The organism is bacterium SCSIO 12741 (assembly GCA_024398055.1).
GTDB lineage: Bacteria > Bacteroidota > Bacteroidia > Flavobacteriales_G > Salibacteraceae > SCSIO-12741.
The window spans coordinates 845,583-870,335 of record CP073749.1; the positions used below are offsets into that span (position 1 = coordinate 845,583).

Below are 24,753 nucleotides of genomic sequence, written 5' to 3' on the forward strand. Positions count from 1 at the left end.
GGTCAACTCTCACAATTTGAGGCAATAAAGGCTTAAATGACGCTATAGATTCATGCTCCAAAACAGCGATAACTCATGGCATGGAAGGTCCACGAACTGCGGCACCCTTACTCCAAAAGGCGTAGCTTCCTTTTCACATGATCTTTCATTCGTAAACTCACCGGAACAAAATGCCCTCCCTCAAGTTCCAATTCTCCTCCATTGGATCGAATGAAGGTTTTGACGCATTGAACATTGACTAAGTGGGAATTGTGGGTGCGAATGAATCCTCTTTTTTCCAATCGATCAGCATAGTATTTAAGCCTTCTACTGGTGAGAATTTTACGCCCCTCTTTCAGGTAAAACTCCGAATAACTCCCCGATGCTTTGACCCGGATGATTTGATCGATCTCCACAAAATGGTACGATTGTCCTTCAGTTAGCGGTATGCGTTTGTGAAAGGGTTCGGGAAAATGATTTAGCAACGATTCCAATTTCGATTCGAGGTCATTCACCTCAGTGGAAGTCACTCGACTTACGGCCTCAACCAATTCATTTTCATCAACGGGTTTAAGCAAAAAGTCAATGGGATTAACCCGAAAAGCCTGTACCGCATATTTGCTATGAGCGGTTGTAAAAATCACTCCAGGAAGATTTTCGACCCCTACAATTTCGATAAACTCAAACCCATTCATTTCGGGCATTTCAATATCCAAAAAAAGCAGCTGAGTGGACTCCTTTTTCAAATAGAGTAAGGCCTCAACCGGATTGGTCAGAATGGTAATAGAAGTCACTTCAGGGCAATACTTTTTCAACAATGCTTTGAGGTGATTAGCGGGATTAATCTCGTCGTCTAATATAAGGGCGTGCACAGTTAATTGATCGTTTTTGAAATTACCAAAGGAATCGAAAAAGTAACCTTTGTCCCCAGGACATCACCTTCAGGACTGATCACATCTTCAACTTCAAATTGGGATTGTTTATCCATATTCAAAGCCTCGATACGACGTGTGGCCACTAATATGCCATAGGAGCGATGATTATTGCCGGCAGCAGGTTTGAGCGAAGCTGCCTTCCTACCAATACCATTATCCTCCACCGTTAGGATTAGGTTCTCACCTTCTCTTCTTCCCTTGATCCAAATTTTACGGTCACTCAGTTTATCCTTCAAACCATGTCTAACCGCATTCTCCACATAGGGCTGCAACAAAGACGGAGGTATTTGAATCTCATCCAGGTCCAATTCTCCAAATTCCAGAATTAATTCGATTCGATCACCGGAAAAACGCTCTGATTCCAGGTCTACGTAGTGCTCTAACATAGAAAGTTCACCCCTCAACGAAATGGCATTTTTATCCGAATTCTCGAGTACCAGCCTCATCAGCCGGGCAAATTTTTTGAGATAGGACTCCGCTTTGACCGAATCATTTTCGAGCATGTAATAGGAGACCGAAGAAATCGAGTTAAAAATGAAATGGGGGTTAATCTGGGCCTTCAGAGCCTTGAGTTCAAGGTAAGCTCGTTCGGTGACTAATTTGGCTTTCCGTTGCTCCAGCTTTTTCACCTGATCGGTACGCCAACGGATAATCCCAAACAGCCCAAAAAGAGCGGCCACAACCACGCCAATTCTAAACCACCAAGTCTCCCAAAATGGAGGGCGAATGTTTATTTGCACGATCGTGGATTCTCCCCAAAAGGCGCCTTTTAACTTGGCTTGAACCTTAAAGGTGTACGCTCCGGATGGAAGGTTGGTATACCTCACATTCTCGTATTCAGAGGGCACCCAGGAAGAATCCTGACCAAGCAATTGATATCGAAAATCCAATTCCTTCATGGAATAGGACAATCCCGAAAAAGTGAAGTAAAGATCGTTTTCGAAATAATCTAACTCATAGGAATCCTTAAGCCCCACCCTCTTGTTATTGACTCCTACATCGGTTATGAGTACAGAGGGAAGTTGAGAAACGGGCAAAATCTCATTAGTTTTTTGGATAAACACACCCTCTTTCGAGCCGTAAAAAAGATAATCTCCCTGAATCACAAAGGAGAACATATCATAATCCCTCGAGGCTAGATTATCAAAATGCAGATAGTCCATTTGAGGTTGATCATTTTCCCAGCCAATTCGACATAGGTAGCCACTTACACTGCTCCATCTGCTCCATATATTTCCATCAGGTCCGGTACAATATCCAATCAGAAAAAGGTTACTCCCGTCTTTATTTTTAGCTATGTTGAAATCCCCTGTTCGATCAACATTCATGAATCCATAATCAAGGGTACTGAACCACAGTCGATCATGAGCCCAGATAAAGTCAAAATTCAACTTGGTCAATTCCTCCGGTATTTCATCAAAAGGCCGCACAAACACCTCATTTTCCAATTTCCAAAGCCCTTTGTCACTCGCCACCCATATAGTGCCTTCCGGATCTTCTATAAAATCGGTTATTCTCCAAGGCGCCCAGTTTGATATTAAATAGGGTTCTTCCGCAGAAACAACAACCAGATTTTTTGTGGTCGCTCCTACTACGGTTCCATCGTTAAGTACGGCAAGCTTTATAAGATATCTTTGACCAATTAACTCCCGAGATAAATTTATGAACCTCCAATTGGAGCCATCATAAACCATCACTTTCGAACTATAGCTCACCCAAAGCTCCCCGGTCTTATCATTGAAAACAACGTATACCGGATACTGTCGGTATTCCTTACCGGATACTTCATCAGGTAATCTAATGGTTGTAATTGAATCTTTCTCAATGCGTAACAAAAAGGTATCAGGCATAACAGCAATTACACCACCGGGAACAGAAGTAAAGTCTGATACTCGATTCATCTCCGGAAATCCGTTTCGTTCGGAATAATGGGGTGCCGAGGGATGGGCTATAAATCCAAAGCCTTTTTGACTTGACTTTATCCAAAGTCCGCCGTTTTGGCCTTCTGTTACCACCGCCTCGGATGCCTCTGACCGGAAATGATCCATATCCGAAAAGGAGCCTCCCTTTGCCCTAAAAATCCCTTGATCCAAAGTACCAATCCACAGATCATTTCGGCTATCGGTAAACAGCTTTATGACCTTATGCGGAAAGTTCTTTTCTTCAATGAGTTTACCGGATTTAAATCGAATAATCAACTGATTTCCAATAGAAAATGAATAGGAACTATCAGCATGTTGTACCAATGAAGTTTCGTAGATGGTATTTTCATTCGTTACTAAAATCAATTTGGGCTCAGCATCCTTTTCAATCCAATAAATTCCACGTGAAAGACTTTTTTGAATAGGATCTGTAACGTAGAAATTGAAGAGCCTTCCATCCCCCAAAACCAATACACCATGACCGCGCAGTCCATCCTTTCGGCCAATTTGCTCGGTAAACTCCCCATCCTTGGATACGGTATAATACCCAAAGCCCCTGGGGGCAAGATGAAGTGTTCCTGAGCTATCGCTATAAACTGCTTCAAAACCACGCGTCCACTTATCCGAATACGGTTCCGGTATGGAAAGTTCATAAATGCTATCATTTTCAACATAGGCGATCCCGTACAGACTACTCAACCAGATTTTCCCTTGATAGCCGGAGTGCAGGGCCGTATATAATCGTCTTGGAGAATTGGTCGAAAAAGGAATCCTGGTGGTTTTCGAGCCACCGGAATAGGTATACAAATCGCCCCCGTTTCCTAAAATCCATAACACTCCACGCTCGTCTACATGCATATCATATACCCTACCCTCCCCAAACTGATCCCTTCCAATAAAATCAGCATCCGTAGCGATAGCCCGCAATGGTTTTTGCGCATACCCGCTGAGATGAGCAGCTATTAGGAGCAGAAAGGGAAATAAGCAAGGTGCCCATAGGTGTGTACAAATGAACCTTTTTAAATGTCTGAAGAAGGCTTGAAGGGATAGGTTTAATAGCACAGATCGATTGAAGTCAGTTTTGATATGAGATTTGGGTATCTGTCATCGAACACTAAAGTAGGAAACCAAACTTAATTCCCTACACCTATTAAAACCATCTGGTTCACCCATAGTTGGTATATCGCAAAAAAAATCCCTCCTCCAGAAAATCCTGGAAGGAGGGATATGCGCATCGGGCCGCTTATTTCGACCTCAACTCTATCTATAGATAAAACTTACTCTTAGCGCAGTTGTATTTTTTGGTTGTGCACCTTTTGATCGGCTTCAACCGTTACAGTATAAATTCCGGTAGCTATACCCGGTAGGTAAAACTGGTTGTTGCTCGCCGATTGCTTGGCTTGATACACCAATTGCCCGGAAGCACTAAAGACCTTTACCGTTAACTGAGTATTTGGCTTCGTAGGATTGCTTTGGTCTACTTGAAGCACCCCCTGAGCAGGTTGATAGATAGACATCTGATTCAAGGCTCCACTGTTTGAACCCGAATTCAGACTACCACCCGGAGCCTTTGGAACGTTACAGTTCTCACCATCACCAGTAATCGTCCATCCTCTTTGGTGCTCAATATTGGTAATGGCCGTAGCTCCAGACCCCGAATGAAGTTCACTACAAAAATTCATATTCTGCGCACCAAGGTCCACGTTCGGAACTATGTTGCCATTCTGATTCCACCCATGTAAGGTTAAGTCATAGTTCGCTCTATTCATTCCACAATCATCCAACATGCGAAGTAATCCTGATTGTGGAGCGTTTACAATGCTATTCAGCTTCCAGTTACCCAAAGACTGATTGAAAGCAGAGGCATGATCAAACATACTGAACATGTTCTCCACATTGGAAACATTCCAATTACCAATAGGCTGATCAAAATGATCGGTATACCAGAACATTCGTAGCATATTTTTTACATTGACAAGTGTACTTGAATTCCCTGTCGTCGATCTTTGCCAATTGGCCAAAGGTTGGTTGAATGAATAGTTGTTAGCTGCATTACTGGAGGCAAACATGTAGCTCATGTTTTCAACCGCTGTAACGTTCCAATCACCAATGGGTTGATTAAAATCATTGGCATTGTAGAACATAGACGACATGTTCTTCACGTTTTGGGTTGTGCTCGTATTCCCCGAAGTTGATCGTTCCCAATTATTCAGAGCTTGGTTAAATGGGGTATTGGCAAACATGAAACTCATGTCTTGAACGGAGGAAACATCCCAACTTCCCACACTTTTGTTGAAGGGAGATGCCCGAAACATATTGCTCATATTCGTGACCGAACTTACATCCCAGTTGTCAATTCCTGAATTAAAATCAGAAAAGGCAAACATGTTAAACATTGTAGTCACATTGGCCGTGGAGCTTGACGTTGGCGAAGTTCTTTCCCACCCGTTCAAAGGCTGCCCTCCATTGGTAAATGAATTGGCCTGAAAAAACATCTTTTCCATATTGGTAACATTGGAAACATTCCAGGCACTCAAGTCCTGATCAAACACCAAACTATGATTGAACATAGACTTCATAGTAGTTGCTCCTGCTGTATTCCAATTGGAAATATCCTGATCGAACTTGTAAGCCTTAAAGAAGAAATACTCCATATCCCAAACATTGGCCAGGGTACTCACGTCTGGAGAAGTTCTTTCCCAATTACCCAGCTTATCTATTCCACCATTATTAAAAACTTCCGCTCCATTGAACATACCGAGCATTCGAGTTACCTTGCTCACATTCCAATCCGAAATATCCTGATCGAATTTTTTGGTCAATGCAAAAGTTTCGATCATGGTGGTTACTTTACCCACATCCCATGAGCCAATGGGTTGATTAAAAGACTGGGCATTTAAGAAGGTTCTTGTCAGGTGGGTAACGGATGAAGTGTTCCAATTGGATATGTTCGCATTGAACTGCGTACAACCTGCAAATAGATTGGTTAGATCCACAAAACCGCTGGTGGTACGGCCGGTGGCTGAGTTCTCCCAGGATCCCACGCCACCATCTATGAGCGAGCTTGCCCCATTGAACATTCCACTCAGGTCGCTCACGTTGGACATATCCCAATCCTGCATCGGGCCAACGAAGCTGGTGCACTCCCGAAACATTTCGTGGGCACTGGTTACATTGCTCATATCAGGAGGTAAATGAGCTCCTAATGTCAAATGCGTACATCCGTAAAAGGCATCTACAAAAGACGACCACTGAATATCACCCCATTGAACAATCTCGGTAATCAAATCTTTACTACCTCCATTGTTAAACCAAATAGCGGGGAAGGTTCCGCGAATATTGATGGTTACGGTCATCGGTGCACTACCTGTGTTCACATAACTATGGGAAGCATCACCGGTTAAACCTTGATCAACGGGATCAAAAACGCCATCATTGTCCCAATCGATATCATAGTTGTATTGATAATTACCAAGACTGGCTTGGGTAGGAATAGTTACCACGGTTGTTCCTCCTGCCGGAATACTCCATCTCGTTACAAACCAACTCGGATCTGGACAAACGTCGTATTTACTCTGGTGATCTCCATCAAACTGCCATCCTTTGTTACTCATCAGGTTTGCTCTCGAAGTAAAAGATGATCCATAGAAAAGTCCATCAGCACCAAGTACCAAATTGGACGCTATTCCCACTTGAGACTCCCATCCGTTCAAGGTGGCCTGGTAGTTACAATCAGAAAGCCCTGATGCGCTCAACATGTTATTCAAATCGGTTGCACTCGACATGTCCCAATCTCCTATGTACTGATCAAAAGAAACCGCCCCTTCGAATAGGTGAGACATATCTTCTACCGAAGACGTGGTCCAACTGGAAGATTGCTGAAAATCATAGTTAAAGGAAGTCGCATTGGCAAACATGGCGCTCATATTAGTAACAGCACCCGTATTCCAATTAGCTAAGGGTTGATTAAAGGCTGAAGCTCCAGCAAAGAGAGAGGACATGTCCGTTACAGCATTAACCGCCCAATTGGATAAATTCTGATTGAAGCTGGAGGCATTCATAAAGGTTCCGCGCATATCGGTAATGTTGGAAACATCCCAATTAGATATATCTACATCGAAAGACGTTGCTCCGCTGAAGGCATAGCTTATATCGGTGACTTGAGACAAGTCAGGCGCATTGGCTGGTAAAGTAGTCAAGTTGGAGCATCCATAGAAGGCGAGTCCGAACGTTTGCCATTGGGTTCCTCCCCAATCTGTGACACCGGTCAACTTTATCCGATCATCGTGATCCAATCCTCGAAAGAAAAACGCTGGAAAGGTGCTACTGTTATTCGGCCTAATGTGGACCGTTTGCGCACCTGAACTTGAATAAACGTGGGACACATTTCCTGTTGCGCCCATCACATCGTAAATTCCATCACCATCCCAATCGACATCATAGTCATAGATATAGGATACCCCCGGATGAGTAGGAATAACCACCTTATTATCCGATCCAGGCTCCAGGTACCAGGTTGTTGTTATCACCTGGGCAGGCAAGGCCCCAACGACTAAAAGCAGGAGCATAAAAAAGGGAATTTCTTTTTTCATAGCTAATTGATTTTAACAGAGTTAGTAAACAAAAGATAATTCCTCAAAGTACGGAGGCTGGCGGGTCTAAGCAGAAACCATTTCACAGCTGCGCACCCCAGATTCATAATGAATCAATCCGGTTTCAAAACCGCATAAAAAAAGGCCACCCCGATCCGGAGCAGCCTTTCATTTTATGAATGTGGTATCTCTTAGTGAATCCCCTTGGCAGCCAAGTAACGCTCAGCATCCAGGGCAGCCATACAACCGGTTCCAGCGGCAGTTACTGCCTGGCGATATACTTTATCAGCCGCATCACCGGAAACGAATACTCCTTCAATATTGGTTTGAGAAGTACCTGGCTTGTTTAGAATGTATCCAACGTCATCCAAATCGAGCCATCCCTTGAAAATGTCTGTGTTAGGCTTATGGCCAATAGCAACAAAGAATCCTTCCACATTGATGGTCGTTTCTTCATTGGTTTTGTTGTTCAACAAACGAGCACCTTCTACCCCATTCTCACCCAATACTTCCTGGGTTTCATGGTTGTACAAAATTTCGATGTTTTCGGTATTCTCAACCCGGTGCTGCATCGCTTTAGAAGCACGCATGTGGTCCTTGCGAACAATCATGTAAACTTTATTACACAATTTGGCCAGGTAAGTAGCCTCTTCTGCAGCGGTATCACCAGCTCCAACGATGGCTACATCTTTTCCACGGTAGAAGAAACCGTCACAAACCGCACAGGCAGATACTCCTCCACCCATGTCTCTCAAGCGGATCTCAGATTCCAACCCAAGCCATTTGGCTGAAGCACCTGTTGAAATGATTACACTATCAGCTGAAATCCAATCACCACCATCCACTTGAACGTAGTGAATAGGACCTTCAAATTTCACCTCAGTTACAAAACCGTAACGAATGTCGGTATCAAATCTTTCAGCTTGCTTTTTGAATTCTTCCATCATGTTAGGGCCGGTAACACCTTCCGGGTAACCAGGAAAATTTTCCACCTCAGTGGTATCCATTAACTGCCCTCCAGGTTGCATACCCTGAATCATTACGGGACTAAGATCGGCACGAGCGGCGTAAATCGCAGCTGTATATCCAGCAGGACCCGAACCGATAATCACACATTTATGATGTTCTTTTACTTCCATGGTTTAATCTATTGTAATAAGGGTAGCAAATGTAGTTCGCACTCAGGTAGGAAAAAAGTCTTTTAGTGCCTTGTTAACACATTTTTAGGTCATCTACTTACCACATTGTGCAAGTCGTTGACGAGGGAATAAAATCAATCCTAACGGCGCCTAAAAAAAGCCGGACCACGAAACCACTTAATCATTACCTTTAGTGGAACAAACAACGGGAGGTTATGAGTAAAGTGGATAACCCTCTTGTCAGAGAATTAAAACGAGAGGAAGAATACGAAAAGCAAAAAAGCATTATTCGGGAGGCGAACTATATTTTGCGTAACCGAAAGCTGGAGGAGGTATTGATTGAACAAATTCAAAGTCCCTCTTCTCGCCCTACCCTCTCTTACCAAGTTTCGGAAAGCAGTTTTTGCCAATCTTCTATCCGAACCATTTGCCTTCGCTACCGTTTGCGATTTCTCCCCCTCCACTTATACAAAGGAGACATTCCTCCCAAGGCCCAGTTTATTATTCATAAGTACCAGGATTTACTAGGCATGAAAGCTGCTGATTTTCGAATCGCTGCACCGGCCGAAAAATTCCAACTCAGGGATTGCACAAACGACCCCTTGCTCTTTCTACGCGTGGGAGACGATCGTTTTTTACTGGTTCATCAATGGGGACGTGATATGAGTCGTTTTCGGAAAGTCATATCCTACCCTTGGATTAGCATGAGCCACCTGATCAAGTCGGTAATTATGGTCTCGCTTCTTCTTACTTTGATTTTCCCGGATAGCTTACTTTTGGCGGATCAAGCGTCTACCGGTATGCGGATTCAACTTCACGGCTACCTTTTTCTGGTCACCGGTGGGTTATTGTTTTTCGCATCACTGATTTATGGCGTGATGACGTCGCAGGATTTTTCCTCCGACAATTGGAACGACAAGTATTTTAATTGATGACGGCATTTTTTTCGGGCCGAGTAGGCTCCTTCCTTTCCTTTTCCATCCTTTTTTCTTTGATCCTAATGCTTTCTGCATGTCAGGAATCCGGTCCTTGTGAATGGTACACTTCCAAGTTCCATGCTGGTATTTCGGCTATCGAATTCAAGGAGGTAAACGCCAATGGAGATTCCACCTATCGGGTGATGCTCCAATTTGACCAGGGAACGCTTTCTCGGGAATACCAGGATTTAGGAGAATTGAGAAATGTAGAAATCACCCAAGAGGCCCTGGTTCGCAATACGCTTCGCGTAGGTGTTTCATTCACCGGTTCCATCAGCGATGTAAAATCCGGAAATTGTGAGTCACCCATAGTCGCATTTGACCAAAAGTGGCGTTAACATTTTGGGTTATTTTTGACCCGTGTCCACGAACAAAAACTTTCACCTCAAAAAAAGGAAGGAACCTTCCGTAGAGCAGATTCTTGCCGGAATTCAATCGGGCGATCGTTACCTTTTGGCTCAAGGCATAACCTGGCTGGAAAGTAAAAAACCTCAGCACCGGGTAAAGGCCCATCAGCTGATCAATCAAGCTCTGCAACAACCCAAAAAATCGATTCGGATCGGAATCACCGGGGTGCCTGGCGTGGGGAAAAGTACCTTTATTGAATCCTTTGGTACTACGCTTGCCGATGCCGGTCATCAGGTTGCAGTACTTACCATTGATCCTAGTAGTCAAATGAGCAAGGGCAGCATCTTAGGTGATAAAACCCGGATGGAAACTCTGAGTGTGCATCCTTCGGTTTTTATTCGCCCCTCCCCGTCCGGAGATTCTTTGGGCGGAGTGGCTCAAACCACAAAAGAGAGCATTCTGCTTTGCGAGGCGGCGGGATTTGATGTGGTCATCGTGGAAACGGTAGGTGTTGGTCAAAGTGAAACGGAAGTACATTCCATGGTCGACTTTTTTATGCTCCTCATGTTACCTGGTGCAGGTGATGAACTGCAGGGAATTAAACGGGGCATCATGGAAATGGCCGATCTGATCGTCATCAACAAAGCCGATGGACAAAACGAGAAAAAAGCTCGTTTGGCTCAAAAACAATTGGCTGCAGCGTTGCACTACTTCCCACCAAATCCAAATGGATGGACCACTCCTGTTATGACTTGTTCAGCGCTAAAGCACGAAGGCATATCTGAACTTTGGGACAAAGCCCAGGATTTTTTAACCCAAGTACAGGAAAACAATCATTTCGAAAACAGACGTGGGCAGCAATCTTTGCAATGGTTTAGACAAAGTCTAACTGAAAAGCTCAAGAGTCGTTTCCTCGATGAACCAAAGGTTCAAGAAAGAATAAAAGATTTGGAAAAGGCCATTGTTCAAGGCCAGGTTAGCCCATTCTATGCGGCCGATCAACTTCTGGACGAGATCTAAAGACTTTTACGCAACTCTCTGCGCAAGTAGTCCTTGGCTACATCCACTGGATTTTCCTTCATTTTCATCATGATTTGAAAAATCATGTTGCTCAAATCAATTCCGGATGCATTTTCGGGCATGTTGGAGGCTGCAATATTGATCAGCTTAATGGTCTCTTCTTTCGCAATTTTAATCAAGCCCCAAGCCTCAGGAGAAACATATAGCTGTTGGGTTAGATTATGCTGATACTCGGTCCGGATGGACTTGACCAATTCAGATTGAAAATGACGACCTTTCATTCCTTTTTTATGAGTCCGCAAAACCAACTCTGAGGGATGGATGCGCTCCAAAAACAGCGTTAAACGCTCATAAGCGTTCACCTTCGTAGGAGTAAAAGCCTGACGAGCCTCTCTGCGGAGTTCCAATTCCTTTCTCTTGTACTGACTTTCCAATACCTGCTTCAGCATGTAAAAAGTAGTTAGGAAAACGATCATTCCGGGAATCGTCAATTTCAATATTTCAAGCACTATATCCATGGTCTCCTTTTTTCGATTTGGGTAACCCTGCAGGGTGATTAAACATCGGATTGTGAAACCCGAGGTCCAACTTTCAGGGGGCCAAATATCGTAATTTGCTTCATAACGTCACCTTCCCTAGAATAGTATTCCACCAAGCGCCCCAATTTTATAGCTTTGCAGCATGACGCAAGAAACCATGGAGCGACTGTCAGACAGAATCCAAGCCTTGTCTGAATCGCAAACGCTGGCGATGGCACGATTGAGTCGGGAGATGAAAGCTCAAGGGCTTGATATCATTAGTCTGAGTCTGGGTGAACCTGATTTCAATACTCCGGATTTCATTAAAGATGCTGCCAAAAAGGCCATTGATGATAATTACTCTCATTATCCACCAGTTAACGGTTATCTCGAATTAAGGCAGGCCATTTCTGCCAAGTTTAAAAGGGATAACAACCTGGATTATCCAGCTGATCAAATCGTCATTTCAACGGGAGCTAAGCAATCCCTGGCCAACATTGTTTTGAGCATTGTTAACGAAGGTCAGGAAGTTTTACTTCCCGCTCCATATTGGGTAAGCTATTATGAAATCGTCAAATTGGCGGGTGGAATTCCAGTACCCGTCGAAACGTCGATCGACCGGGATTTTAAAATCTCGGCAGAACAATTGGAAAATGCGATCACACCGAATACCCGGTTGATCATTTTCAGTTCACCATGCAACCCAAGTGGTTCGGTATACACCGCTGAGGAGTTAACGCAATTGGCTAAGGTCATTGCCAGGTACCCCAATCTGATGGTGATTTCAGATGAGATTTATGAAATGATCAATTTTGAATCACGCCATGCGTCTTTAGCCACCAATGCAGAAATTTTTGATCAGGTCATCACCGTTAATGGTGTTTCCAAAGGTTTTGCCATGACCGGTTGGAGAATTGGATATATCGGAGCCCCGCTGTGGGTTGCTCAAGCTTGCTCCAAAATGCAAGGGCAATTTACTTCCGCTCCAAGCGGCATTTCCCAAAAAGCAGCACAAGCTGCCGTGGAAGCCGATCCGGCAAAAGTTGCCTACATGCGTGATGAATTTTTGCTCCGTCGCAATTTGATGATTGAATTGCTAAGCGAAATTCCAGGTATTCGTTGCAACCGTCCACCTGGAGCCTTTTATCTCTTCCCGGATATTTCTGAATTTTTCGGAAAGAAAACGGATGGATATGAAATCAACAATGCCAGCGACCTAAGCATGTATCTACTCAAAGAAGCTCATGTAGGTGTGGTAACAGGGGAAGCATTTGGTAATCCTGAATGCATTCGACTATCGTATGCCGCTTCTCAGGATCAACTCAAAGAGGCTGCTGCCCGCATGAAAAAACACTTAAACCGTTTACATTGACATTAAGTAATCACGAAATAAATACGCTGTTCGACAGCTTTATCAACCAAAAGGTATTGATCATCGGTGACGTTATGATTGACGCTTATTACCGAGGCAAAATCGAACGCATTTCTCCAGAAGCTCCAGTTCCGGTGGTAGAAGTTACTTCACGGGAAACCCGATTGGGTGGAGCAGGGAATGTAACCGTTAACCTGGCAGCCATGAAGGCCACACCGATCATCTGCTCCGTTATTGGTGCCGATCCAAATGGTAGTGATTTGATCGGATTGTTGGAAAACGAAGGAATTCCATCCCGTGGAATCCTGCAATCCAAATCCAGAAAAACAACGGTTAAAACTCGGATTATCTCAGGCAGTCAGCACATGCTCCGAATTGACGAAGAGCGTATCGAGCCATTGAGTGACGAAGATCGCCTGAACTTTATCGACCACATCTTGTCTATCTTGAAGAAAGAAGAGGTGGGTGTGGTAATTTTTGAAGATTACGATAAAGGAGTGATCGATCGAACGGTGATTGAAAAGGTGGTGGAGTATTGCAATGCCAATCAAATTCCCACAGCTGTTGATCCCAAGAGAAAAAACTTCCTGCATTACGAAAAAGTGACCTTGTTTAAGCCCAATCTCAAAGAATTGAAGGACGGTCTTAATCTTTTGGATTTTCAAACGGACGTTGATGGATTGAATGAAGCGAATCAGCAATTGACTAAAAAGCTGAATCACGAAACTTCCTTGATTACCCTATCTGAAAAAGGCGTTTACATTTCGTCTAAAGGTGAATCCTCCATTATTCCGGCTCACTTAAGAAATATCGCCGATGTATCCGGAGCCGGAGACACGGTAATCTCCGTTGCGGCTCTTTGCCTGGCGGCGGGCACCTCACCTCAAAACTTGGCCGAAATTGCTAACCTGGCCGGAGGTTTGGTATGCGAGCAAGTGGGGGTTGTTCCCATTTTGCATGAAGACCTCCTTAAAGAATGTTTATCACTCAATCAGGAAGATTCCTATACAGCATGAGCAAAGTAACACCTTACGAATCCGATTCCAGCAAGAAGGAACAAGTAGCAGAAATGTTTGACAACATCTCTGCCAACTACGACTTGCTCAATCACCTTCTCTCCATGGGCATTGATATTACCTGGAGAAAAAAAGCCATCAAGCTGCTTAAGCCCTCAGCACCTAAGCAATTGCTTGACATTGCAACTGGAACTGGTGACTTCGCCTTGGAAGCGATGAGCTTAAATCCAGACAAAATCACTGGAGTGGACATTAGCCGCGAAATGCTGGCCGTGGGTGTTGAAAAAGTGAAAAAACGCGGACTGGAAGGAAAAATCGAGCTGAAATATGGCGATTCAGAAAACCTTCCCTTCTCTGACAATATGTTTGACGCTATTACCGTTTCCTTCGGCGTGCGAAACTTTGAAAACCTAAAAGCTGGTCTGTCGGAAATGCATCGGGTGCTTAAGCCTGGTGGCAAAGTGGCCATTATCGAATTTTCGAAGCCTCAGGCATTTCCTATTAAACAGATCTACCAATTCTATTTCAAAGCGATTCTGCCTTTTATCGGAAAAACGATTTCAAAGGACTCCAGAGCATACACTTACCTACCTGAATCGGTGGACGCCTTTCCTTATGGAGATGAGTTCATGTCTATTCTAAAAGAGGTTGGATTTAGAAATGGTCAATGCATTCCACTAACATTTGGTATTGCATCTATATATTTGGGCGAAAGATAGCGGATTGACAAGTCGTTTGTACATACTTACCGGGATTACCCTCTTCCTCCTATTGAGCGCCACCCAGGTTCAGGCTCAACGGCATCGCTATAAGCTGAAGAAGATTACCAACCTTTCTACCTTCGATGATAAATTGGTCCATTTCGGATTTTCCTTGGGTGTAAACACGGCTGGTTTCCGCCAGGAGAATGACTTAAGTAGAAATGACTCACTCAAGATTGTTGAAACGAATCCTCAATTGGGTTTTAATCTCGGAATTGTAGGAGCTCTTCACTTTGGCAAACACGTAAGTCTACGGTTTATTCCTACTCTGTCTTTCTGCCAACGAAACATGGAATATACCTATACAAGTTTCGCAGGGAGTCAAAACAAGAAGTACATAAAACCAGTTGAATCCACCTACCTGGACTTTCCCCTGAACCTCAAATTACGTTCAGCCCGGTATCACAATTTTGCAGCTTATGTAGTCGGTGGATTCATGTATAGCTACGATTTGGTGAGTCAGCACGACGTGGTCAATGAATCGGTTAACCCCGATGATATCGTTATCAAACTTAATCAACATACCTACAGTTATCAGATCGGAGCGGGGTTTGATTTCTTTCTACCCTACTTTAAGTTCTCTCCGGAATTTAAACTTTCCATGGGGCTAAACAATAACCTGATTCAGGATAATACTTTGTTTGCCACCCCGCTTAACTACCTGAAATCACGTATCTTTCTGGTGTCTTTTACCTTCGAAGGGTAATCTCTTAAATTCTTTAAAATACTATGCGAGCATAGTATTTTTTTATCTAAATTTGGGTCATATGAAACCTGAAGACACTATTGACTTCCCTATCAGATGGGCATGGCACGGCATTCAAAGACAGTATAATTTGATCGCTTCGCGCCACGAATTAACCATGACGATGGGGTATGTATTGCTTAACATCGACATGAATGAGGGAACTCCAAGCACCCAGCTTGGACCGAAAATTGGCATGGAACCCGGGAGCCTCACCCGTACGTTAAAAACGATGGAGGACAAAGGTTATATCTACAAAGAGTCTGACGTTTCTGACAAAAGAAAAGTGCGCATTTGCCTGACCGAACTGGGTCATGAAAAAAGAGAGGTATCCAAGGATGCCGTTCTTCGTTTCAATGAATTTTTCTCCAAGAAAATTCCAAATGGCAAGCGTAAACATTTCTTCGATGTGATGGAATTGATAAACGAATCATTAAAAAACGAAAACATTTTTTTTCAGCATGAGGAGAATTAAGCACGTAACCGTTATCGGATCTGGCGTGATGGGCTCCCGAATAGCTTGTCATTTTGCCAACGTAGGTGTGGAGGTCCTATTGTTGGATCGCGCACCAGACGCACTCACTGAGAAGGAGGAGAAAGTGGGGTTAAATCTGTCGGACAAGGCGGTTAAAAATCGCATTGTAAACGATTCCCTCAAGCAAGCCTTAAAGTCAAACCCCTCCCCTATTTACAGCAAAAAATTTGCCTCAAGGATACAAACCGGAAACCTGGACGATGACCTCAACAAGGTGAGTGATACGGATTGGATTATCGAGGTAATTATTGAGGACCTGGGTATTAAGCAAGCCTTGTTCGAGAAATTGGATGGATTGCGTAAACCGGGCACTTTGATCAGTTCCAATACCTCGGGCATCCCTATCAACATGATGATTCAGGGGCGCTCCGATGATTTTCAAAAGCACTTCTGCGGGACTCACTTTTTTAACCCGCCTCGGTACCTGGCTTTATTGGAAATTATTCCTACCCAGAAAACAGACTCTTCGGTCATTGACTTCTTAATGGATTATGGCAAGAGATACCTGGGCAAGCAGACGGTATTGTGTCAAGACACTCCAGCATTTATCGCGAATCGGGTTGGAATTTTCTCCATTATGGCCCTCTTCCATTTGGTAGATGAATTAGAACTAACAGTAGACGAAGTTGATCGATTAACCGGCCCCCTCATTGGCCGTCCTAAATCGGCAACCTTCCGAACCTGCGACGTGGTTGGATTAGATACCTTGGTTCGAGTAGCCAAGGGGTTGGAACAACATCTGCCAAACGATGAACAACGCGCCATTTTCAAGTTGCCTGATTACGTCGAGAAAATGGTAGAAAATCGCTGGTTTGGAAGTAAAACCAAGCAGGGATTCTTCAAAAAAATAAAGGGGGAAAATGGTAAAAGTGAGATTCTATCACTTGATCTTAAAACCCTTGAATATGGCCCCCGCCAAAAAGCAAAATTTGCCACATTAGAAGCAGCGAAGCCAGTAGAAAACATGGCCGAACGTTTCAAGGTGTTGGTATCGGGCAAGGACAAAGCTGGTGAGTTTTACCGCAGGTCATTCATGGCCCTGTTCGCCTATGTGAGTTACCGAATTCCGGAAATCACAGATGCGCTATACAAAATTGATGATGCCATTCGGGCTGGATTTGGTTGGAAATACGGTCCTTTCGAAACCTGGGACATGCTGGGATTGGAAGACACGTTAAAGGCAATGGAGGCCAGTGGACATGCTCCAGCTCCCTGGATTGCTGAAATGGTAGCTTCAGGTAAAACATCTTTCTACGGCGTAGAAGACGGCAAACGGACCTACTACGATAAAGCAAGCGGTGAATACCGCCTGATCCCAGGACAAGAGAAGACTATTTCCCTGGACGTTATCCGCGATCAAAATACGGTTTGGAAAAACGCCTCCACCACCCTTACAGATTTGGGTGATGGCATTCTGAATTTGGAGTTCCACACCAAGATGAATACGATTGGAGGTGACGTTCTCGCCGGAATCAATTACGCCATAGACCTGGCCGAAAAAGAATATCAAGGTCTGGTCATTTCAAATACCGGAGACAACTTCTCGGCAGGCGCCAATGTGGGACTCATTTTCATGATGGCCATTGAGCAGGAATACGACGAGCTGGATTTTGCCATTCGAACCTTTCAGAATACTATTATGCGGGTGAGATACTCCTCGATTCCCGTAGTAGTAGCCCCTCACAATCTTTGTTTAGGTGGTGGTTGTGAAATGTCTATGCATGCTGACAAGGTGGTGGCTCATTCCGAGCTGTATATGGGCTTGGTGGAATTTGGAGTAGGTGTTATTCCAGGAGGTGGTGGAACCAAAGAATTTGCCCTCCGTTGCTCCGACGGTTTTAAAGATGGTGACATCAGAATCAACACTTTCCGCGATCGATTCCTGACCATTGGTCAAGCCAAAGTATCTACCTCAGCATACGAGGCCTTTGATTTAGGCTACCTAAGAAAGGGAATTGACGAAGTAGTCGTAAGCCGTGAGCTACAATTGTCTACGGCCAAAAGAGCCGCTTTGGAAATGGCCGAACGTGGATATACACAGCCCATTCCAAGAACCGACATCAAGGTACTTGGTCAGGAAGGATTGGGAATCGTATACGTTGGGGCCAATTCAATGAAATCGGGTCATTACATTTCTGAGCACGATCAGCTGATCTCTGAAAAATTGGGATGGGTTCTGTGTGGCGGAGATCTCTCTGAAATAACTGAAGTAAGTGAACAATACCTGTTGGATATGGAGCGAAGAGCATTCCTGGAATTATGTGGTACACGTAAAACCCTGGAAAGACTTCAAAGCATTATTAAAACAGGTAAAGTATTAAGAAATTAAACGCATAGAAAAATGGATGCATACATCGTAGCTGCCAAGCGTTCGGCTGTAGGTAAGGCCAACAGGGGAACCTTTCGATTTCTCCGCCCAGATGACCTGGCCATGCACGTTATTCGCGATTTGATGGATTCGGTACCTGAGTTAGAAGTTGACCGGATCGATGACCTCATTGTGGGTAATGCCATGCCAGAGGCTGAGCACGGACTAAACGTAGGTCGATTAATCTCCCTGATGAGCTTCGACACGGACAAGGTCCCTGGAATGACCGTAAACCGGTATTGCTCATCCGGATTAGAAACCATATCCATTGCTGCCGCTAAAATTCATGCAGGAATGGCCGATTGCATTATTGCAGGAGGAACAGAAAGTATGTCTCTTATTCCTATGGGTGGATGGCGTGTGGTTCCAAATGCGCGAATCGGAAAAAACAATCCCGGGTGGTACTGGGGAATGGGCCTAACCGCAGAAGAAGTAGCTAACCGCTACAACGTAAGCCGGGAAGACCAGGACGAATTTGCCATGAAGTCTCATCAAAAAGCGGCTCTGGCCATTCAGGAAGAACGCCTTCAACTGGGAGTTACTCCGGTAGAAGTCGAAGAAGTATTCCTTGACGGAAAAGAACGTAAAACCCGTAAGAAAACCTTATCCGTGGACGAAGGAGTTCGACCGAACACCAATTTGGAGGCTCTCGCTCGGTTGCGACCTGTTTTTGCAGCCGATGGTTCGGTAACAGCGGGTAATGCTTCTCAAACTTCGGATGGAGCTGCTTTCGTAGTGGTGATGTCTGAAAAAATGGTCAAGGAGCTCAACGTCAAACCTATCGCCCGACTTCTGTCTTACGCAGCTGTAGGGGTAGAGCCTGAAATCATGGGTATTGGTCCGGTGAAAGCTATTCCAAAGGCCTTGAAACTGGCAGGCATGTCCCTTCAAGATATTGACCTCATCGAGCTCAACGAAGCCTTTGCCTCTCAATCTCTCGCAGTGATTCGAGAAGCAGGCCTCAACCCAGACATCGTCAATGTAAACGGCGGTGCTATCGCTCTTGGTCATCCCCTGGGGTGTACCGGAGCCAAGCTATCCGTCCAGTTGTTTAATGAAATGCGACTGAGAAAACAGAAATATGGAATCGTGACCATGTGTGTAGGAACCGGACAAGGTGCTGCCGGTGTATATGAATTGTTGGATTAAGAACTAAAAAACGTTTAAAAATGGATGCTATTAAAGGAGGAGAATTCCTGATTCGTGAAACTGATGCTCAATCGGTTTTTATTCCCGAAGAATGGAACGAAGAACAAAAAATGATCGCCCAAACTTGCCAGGATTTTATGGATCAAGAGGTATTTCCCCACCTTGATCGCATTGATTCGATGGAAGAAGGCCTGATGCCCGAATTGCTTCAAAAAGCTGGAGAATTGGGTATGCTTGGTATTTCTGTTCCGGAAGAATATGGAGGGTTTGAAAAACGATTCGTCACCTCTATGCTCACCACCGAAATTACGGGTGCGGGCCATTCATTTGCTGTTGCCTTTTCGGCCCATGCCGGAATTGGAACCCTCCCTATTCTATACTATGGTAACGAGGAGCAAAAACAAAAATACATTCCCAAACTGGCGAACGGCGAGTGGAAAGCATCCTATTGCTTAACGGAACCTGGTTCGGGATCTGATGCCAACTCTGGAAAAACAAAAGCTACTTTGTCTGAAGATGGAAAGCACTACATCTTAAATGGGCAAAAAATGTGGATCACCAATGGTGGCTTTGCAGATGTGTACACGGTTTTTGCCAAAATTGACGATGACGAGGATTTGAGTGCCTTTATCGTTGAACGCGGTTACGAAGGAATTTCACTGGGTGCAGAAGAGAAGAAAATGGGAATCAAAGGTTCTTCTACCGTTCAGGTGTTTCTAAACAACTGTAAAGTTCCGGTGGAAAACATGCTCTATGAGCGTGGCAAAGGGTTTAAGATCGCTCTTAACATTCTCAATATTGGTAGAATTAAACTCGCAGGGGCCTGCCTGGGTGGATCGAAACGCACCATCGATTTGTCCGTGAATTATGCCAACGAAAGAAATCAGTTTGGACGCCCTATTTCCAAGTATGGCGCCATTCGTCATAAAATGGCAGAGCAAGCAACCCGCACTTTTGCTTTGGAATCTGCCATGTACCGTTGCTCTCAAAACATCGATGACGCCATTCTGGCTCTCGAAGAAAGCGGAATGGAACATGGACAAGCCTTACTCAAAGGAGTGGAACAATTTGCAGCCGAGGCAGCCATGCTAAAGGTATACGGATCAGAAGTAGCCGACTACGTAATCGACGAAGGTGTTCAGATCTATGGAGGTATGGGATTCTCAGCAGAAGCTCCAATGGACCGTGCCTACCGCGATGCTCGTATTAACCGGATATTTGAAGGGACCAATGAGATTAACCGGATGCTGACGGTTGACATGTTACTTAAAAAGGCCCTGAGAGGAGAATTGGACCTCATGGGACATGCCCAAAAAGTGGCCAATGAGTTAATGGGCATTCCTGAATTCGGAGATGCTGAAGAAGGGCTTTTCGCAAAGGAGAAAAAGGCCATTGCCAACTTCAAAAAAGCAGTCCTTTTAGTAGCCGGATCAGCGGCTCAAAAATTGGCGATGCAATTGGCCAAGGAGCAGGAAGTACTCATGAACATCTCAGACATGGCCATTATGACGTATATTGCCGAATCTATTCAGCTTCGTGTAGAAAAGCTCGTTGGCATGCGGGGAGAAGAATCCTGCAGGGAACAAATTGCCATGGTTCAGTTATTCATCTACGATGCTGCTGATGCCATTCACAAACACGGCAAGGACGCTCTATCTTCCTTTGTTGAGGGAGACGATCTCCGTTTGCAATTGATGGGTTTAAAAAGGTTTGCTAAGGTGGACCCAGTCAATGTTAAGGAAGCTCGCCGAGCTATTGCTGCCAAAATGATTGAAGCTAACCGCTACTGTTATTAACATCGTTCCCGAGATAATTTCACCTGGCAAACTTCATCAGCTCTAATTTGTTGTTCAATTTAGAGCCGACAGTTTATTAGTATGAAATTCGACGATTTTGATCTTTCCGAGCCTCTGAAAGACGCCATATTTTATATGGGTTTTGAAAAGGCCACCCCGATACAAGAACAGGCCATCCCATCCATTATCGAAGGCAAAGACCTAATCGGTTGCGCTCAAACGGGAACTGGGAAAACAGCGGCCTTTTTAATTCCCCTGCTGGAGAAGATATCCAAGTCAGAAAAAAAGGGAATTAAGGCACTCATTTTGGTTCCTACCCGGGAATTGGCTATGCAAATTGACGAGCAGGTAGACGCTCTCGGTTACTTTGCCGATGTTTCCTCCGTTCCTGTGTATGGCGGTGGTGTTGGTGATGTATTTGCCCGGCAAAAAATGGCTATTCAGCAAGGGGTCGATATCATTATCGCTACACCCGGAAGATTTCTGGCACACCATAATCTGGGTTACCTCAATCTGGATGACCTGGAAACACTCATTCTGGATGAAGCGGATCGCATGCTCGACATGGGATTTATCGACGACATTCAACGAATCATCAATCTATGTCCGCAAGAAGGAAGGCAAACCCTACTTTTTTCCGCGACCATGGCTACTGAGATTCGGGTATTGGCCAAAAAGATTCAGAAGAATCCCGTACAAGTAAACCTGGCCATCGCAAAGCCTGCTGCAAACGCGGTTCAGAAAATATACCTGGTCAATGACGAGCACAAAATAGCTTTGCTCGAGCATTTGCTGGATAACGAAGCTGAGGAGATCAGTAACATGATCATCTTCGCCTCCACTAAAGAAGGCGTCGATAAAATCTACCGCAAGCTCAACCGTGGAAATCGCAGTATTCAAAACCTGCATTCGGGCAAATCACAGGATGAGCGAAACGAAGCACTCCGCAAATTCAAAGCAGGAAGCCTAAAAATATTGGTAGCCACCGATGTTCTTTCCCGCGGAATTGACATTGAAGGCTTGAGCCATGTTGTTAATTATGACATGCCGAACGACCCTGCCGATTATGTACATCGCGTAGGTAGAACTGCCCGAGCTGACCGCTCTGGAATAGCTATTTCTTTTGTAAACCGGGATGATCAGTTCAAGCTTCTAAATGTGGAAGAGCTTATCGAACGATCACTGGATAAATTGACCATTCCGGAATCCATTGGAACGAGTCCGGAATACAATCCGGATGAGTTACTCAAGCGAAAAAGAAAAGGCCGGGGTAAGTCCAGGTACCGTCAGGGCGGAGGAAACCGCAGAAAAGGAGGAGGACAAAACCGAAATTCGAACAACCGTAACAAAGGCGGGAAGAATTTTCGTGGTCAGAAAAAGAACAATGACCAGTCCAATCGTTCGGGCAAGAAACCTCAAGGCAAAAGACCACCGGGAAAGGGAAACAATTCCCAAAAAGGTTCAGGCAACTCTGGCCAGGGCAAATCCTAATTGCCTTTTAATTGCTTCAGTTCTTGCTCCAGGTTTTCCAACCTTTGGTAGAGCATTTTAATTTCGGTTTCAGCTGGATTTGAAATGGGATTTAATTGATCCGGCCTCACTTTGTTTCCTTCTCGACTAAAGCGTACAATCTCATCCATAGAGAAGCCCAACACCCGGGATATTTCATAAAATGTAGTAGCCTGAATTCGGGTTACTCCGTTTTCTAAGTTTGAATACACCTTTTGGGAAACACCCAATTGGATGGCAACATACTCTTGTGTAAAATGCTTGTATTCTCGTAAAATTCGAATGGCCAATGCGAGATCCATCGATCCACTTGTGTTTAAGAAGTTGGCGAACTCATAGTAAAAGACAAAGCAACACATTCGTACTGTTTTGCCTTTCCAAAAAGGGTATAGACTATCCCAAGAACTGGGTAAGCTTATACGATTTTCGGGGTAAACTGAAAATCAACTGACTTATATTTGTGGTATCATCTGCAAAAAGGAAGAAAATCGGTTAGATTGGCTTGTTTTTCGCAGGAATCTCAAAAACTCAAATTTAATACATTTGAGTTGTTCTTTTTGTATTTAAAAAGAACTTTTTCAACCGAATTATTACTCCATGTAAATGGAGGAAAAAACTAAGAACTAAACAATGGAAGCGAACTGGATGGTTCCCGTAAATGTATCCTACAGCACCCTGGCCAAATGCACGGCTTTTTTGGTGGTGAGTTGCATTACCGCCTTCCAAAGTCTTAATCCTTTTACGCCTTGGCTCTACAATTTGGGTTTGGCCTTGAGCATTCTATTCTCAGTAGGACTATTGACGCTACTCAATAGAATGCGACAGGTTGATCATGTGCCGATGTACGGCTCTATTCCAAGACCTTACTTCCAGTTGCAATATTTGCTGTTTTCACTCATGGCTTTAGGGCTAATGCAGGATGGGTGGGAAGAAAAAGACCGGCTCGTGGATCGAGCACTGGTCGGTCTTTGCATCTACTTTGGTGTTTTGTTTATTGGATCGCTCTTTCAAACCAGAACACACCCTTCGGAGATTCCCTGAATATCTCCAGTAAAATATTCCTCATTCGCCGGTGCCGTTGCAGTTCAATAGTCTAAGGTTGTGACCAGGTCACATTTCTGCAAAGGTTGGCGGCACAGGCGTTTGAGGATGTTTTTTTTCATCCTCCATCAATCCCTTAAATAAATTCACTCATACCGCCCAAAAACAGCCTTATTCCGGCCTATTCAGCCTCCCCTACTACCCATTCTCATCTCCTCAATTTCAGCCTTAGCAAGCCCCTCAAAAATGCCGAGCACCCAACTCCCCGAAAAATGCGATTGTTAGATTTATAGACACGTCGCCTATGTTAATTTCAAGGTCCCAACTACTACCCCTCTTGGCATTGCTCACAATCAGCTTGCTACATGCTTGCCAAAAAAATGACGTTCAAGGGCTAACCACCCGGAACCTAACCTCACCATCCTGCCAGCTCCGGTCGTCGAATTATATTTTCGACGCCGGATCTAAATGGATTTATCAAAACGACAGCACTGGAGAACTCATTCAGGTTAAAGTAAGAAGCACTAAGCGTGATCAAGCCCCAAATCAGGAGCACCACGAATCGATTTGCTTTATCCAGAGTCAACTATCACCAGCCGACTTCAGTTATTCCTACTCAGAAGGAGAGTTTAGCAATCCTCCAACCGATCAGGAGTCTACCTCTCTCCCCTCCTATTGGGAAAGAAGTGGCGCTCAACTTAACGATACGCTCTTTCACCCGCAATACGACCAGTTGCTCTACCAAACTCCGCGACTGGATCGCATGAAAATTCGTTCGCTCATTTTTACAGAAGTGGATGAAGTAGTTCAGTTTGCCTCAGCGAAGGCCGATCTCCCTGTTCGAAGAGACTTTTACTCCCCACGGGTAGGACGCATCAAATGGATGGAATACGAAGCAAATGGCTCCATTACCTCCTACTCACTAATCAGCTACCAAACCATTCTCTGGGAAATGTAAACCTAATTTTTAGGCACAAAAAAAGCGGCTTCTTCCGAAGAAGGTTAGCCGCTCTTTCTGACTCAATATAATT

General features: G+C 44.4%; 20 protein-coding genes. 14 read left to right on the forward strand and 6 right to left on the reverse strand.

Translation table 11 applies throughout. The annotated features are described in order from the left end of the window. Positions 1-107: 107 nt before the first annotated feature. From KFE98_03570 to trxB, 4 genes are all read right to left on the reverse strand, one after another. Entirely contained in the window at positions 108-851 is a 744-nt protein-coding gene (locus KFE98_03570; GenBank protein ID UTW63247.1) for a response regulator transcription factor, read from the reverse strand. Between the two features lie 2 nt (positions 852-853). Next, positions 854-3,763, reverse strand: a complete 2,910-nt coding sequence (locus KFE98_03575; GenBank protein ID UTW63248.1) for a histidine kinase — start codon at positions 3,761-3,763, stop codon at positions 854-856. A 356-nt stretch (positions 3,764-4,119) separates the two neighbouring features. Further along, complete coding sequence (locus KFE98_03580; GenBank protein ID UTW63249.1) at positions 4,120-7,428, reverse strand: BspA family leucine-rich repeat surface protein; 3,309 nt, start codon at positions 7,426-7,428, stop codon at positions 4,120-4,122. 191 nt (positions 7,429-7,619) lie between these two features. Then, complete coding sequence (gene trxB, locus KFE98_03585) at positions 7,620-8,567, reverse strand: thioredoxin-disulfide reductase (protein ID UTW63250.1); 948 nt, start codon at positions 8,565-8,567, stop codon at positions 7,620-7,622. Between the two features lie 215 nt (positions 8,568-8,782). Between trxB and KFE98_03590 the strand changes: the two genes are divergently transcribed. The 3 genes from KFE98_03590 to meaB are packed head-to-tail and all read left to right on the forward strand — an operon-like array spanning position 8,783 to position 10,912. Continuing rightward, entirely contained in the window at positions 8,783-9,499 is a 717-nt protein-coding gene (locus KFE98_03590) for a hypothetical protein (GenBank protein UTW63251.1), read from the forward strand. Beyond that, positions 9,499-9,882 (forward strand): hypothetical protein, encoded by a 384-nt coding sequence (locus KFE98_03595; protein UTW63252.1) that lies wholly within the window; start codon positions 9,499-9,501, stop codon positions 9,880-9,882. The genes KFE98_03590 and KFE98_03595 overlap by 1 nt, the downstream gene beginning before the upstream one ends. Before the next feature lie 22 nt (positions 9,883-9,904). Further along, complete coding sequence (gene meaB / locus KFE98_03600; GenBank protein UTW63253.1) at positions 9,905-10,912, forward strand: methylmalonyl Co-A mutase-associated GTPase MeaB; 1,008 nt, start codon at positions 9,905-9,907, stop codon at positions 10,910-10,912. Here the strand turns inward: meaB and KFE98_03605 are convergent. Beyond that, on the reverse strand, positions 10,909-11,430 hold the full coding sequence (locus KFE98_03605; GenBank protein UTW63254.1) for a hypothetical protein: 522 nt from the start codon (positions 11,428-11,430) through the stop codon (positions 10,909-10,911). The genes meaB and KFE98_03605 overlap by 4 nt on opposite strands. Positions 11,431-11,608: 178 nt before the next feature. On the opposite strand from KFE98_03605, the gene KFE98_03610 reads away from it, so the two are divergent. The 9 genes from KFE98_03610 (at position 11,609) to KFE98_03650 (ending at position 22,663) form a co-directional block, all read left to right on the forward strand. After that, on the forward strand, positions 11,609-12,802 hold the full coding sequence (locus tag KFE98_03610; GenBank protein ID UTW64632.1) for a pyridoxal phosphate-dependent aminotransferase: 1,194 nt from the start codon (positions 11,609-11,611) through the stop codon (positions 12,800-12,802). Next, complete coding sequence (locus KFE98_03615) at positions 12,715-13,818, forward strand: D-glycero-beta-D-manno-heptose-7-phosphate kinase (GenBank protein ID UTW63255.1); 1,104 nt, start codon at positions 12,715-12,717, stop codon at positions 13,816-13,818. Before KFE98_03610 ends, KFE98_03615 begins: the two co-directional genes overlap by 88 nt. Continuing rightward, positions 13,815-14,537 carry a bifunctional demethylmenaquinone methyltransferase/2-methoxy-6-polyprenyl-1,4-benzoquinol methylase UbiE gene (gene ubiE, locus KFE98_03620; protein ID UTW63256.1) on the forward strand — a complete coding sequence of 241 codons (723 nt, stop codon included), beginning with the start codon at positions 13,815-13,817 and terminating at the stop codon, positions 14,535-14,537. The genes KFE98_03615 and ubiE overlap by 4 nt, the downstream gene beginning before the upstream one ends. After that, positions 14,509-15,285 (forward strand): PorT family protein, encoded by a 777-nt coding sequence (locus tag KFE98_03625; protein ID UTW63257.1) that lies wholly within the window; start codon positions 14,509-14,511, stop codon positions 15,283-15,285. The genes ubiE and KFE98_03625 overlap by 29 nt, the downstream gene beginning before the upstream one ends. A gap of 61 nt (positions 15,286-15,346) precedes the next feature. After that, positions 15,347-15,799 (forward strand): MarR family transcriptional regulator, encoded by a 453-nt coding sequence (locus KFE98_03630; protein UTW63258.1) that lies wholly within the window; start codon positions 15,347-15,349, stop codon positions 15,797-15,799. Next, on the forward strand, positions 15,786-18,188 hold the full coding sequence (locus KFE98_03635) for a 3-hydroxyacyl-CoA dehydrogenase (GenBank protein UTW63259.1): 2,403 nt from the start codon (positions 15,786-15,788) through the stop codon (positions 18,186-18,188). The genes KFE98_03630 and KFE98_03635 overlap by 14 nt, the downstream gene beginning before the upstream one ends. Positions 18,189-18,200: 12 nt before the next feature. Beyond that, a complete protein-coding gene (locus tag KFE98_03640) occupies positions 18,201-19,376 on the forward strand; it encodes an acetyl-CoA C-acyltransferase (GenBank protein ID UTW63260.1) in 1,176 nt (391 codons plus the stop codon). A gap of 20 nt (positions 19,377-19,396) precedes the next feature. Continuing rightward, complete coding sequence (locus tag KFE98_03645) at positions 19,397-21,172, forward strand: acyl-CoA dehydrogenase family protein (GenBank protein ID UTW63261.1); 1,776 nt, start codon at positions 19,397-19,399, stop codon at positions 21,170-21,172. 81 nt (positions 21,173-21,253) lie between these two features. After that, a complete protein-coding gene (locus KFE98_03650; GenBank protein ID UTW63262.1) occupies positions 21,254-22,663 on the forward strand; it encodes a DEAD/DEAH box helicase in 1,410 nt (469 codons plus the stop codon). Here KFE98_03650 and KFE98_03655 read toward each other — a convergent pair. Continuing rightward, on the reverse strand, positions 22,660-22,983 hold the full coding sequence (locus KFE98_03655) for a helix-turn-helix transcriptional regulator (GenBank protein ID UTW64633.1): 324 nt from the start codon (positions 22,981-22,983) through the stop codon (positions 22,660-22,662). The two genes, KFE98_03650 and KFE98_03655, sit on opposite strands and share 4 nt — an antisense overlap. 328 nt (positions 22,984-23,311) lie before the next feature. Here KFE98_03655 and KFE98_03660 point away from each other — a divergent pair, with 328 nt between their 5' ends. Further along, positions 23,312-23,722, forward strand: coding sequence for a hypothetical protein (locus KFE98_03660; protein UTW63263.1), 411 nt, complete (start codon positions 23,312-23,314; stop codon positions 23,720-23,722). Positions 23,723-24,059: 337 nt separating this feature from the next. Continuing rightward, positions 24,060-24,680, forward strand: a complete 621-nt coding sequence (locus KFE98_03665; GenBank protein UTW63264.1) for a hypothetical protein — start codon at positions 24,060-24,062, stop codon at positions 24,678-24,680. Positions 24,681-24,753: the final 73 nt, after the last annotated feature.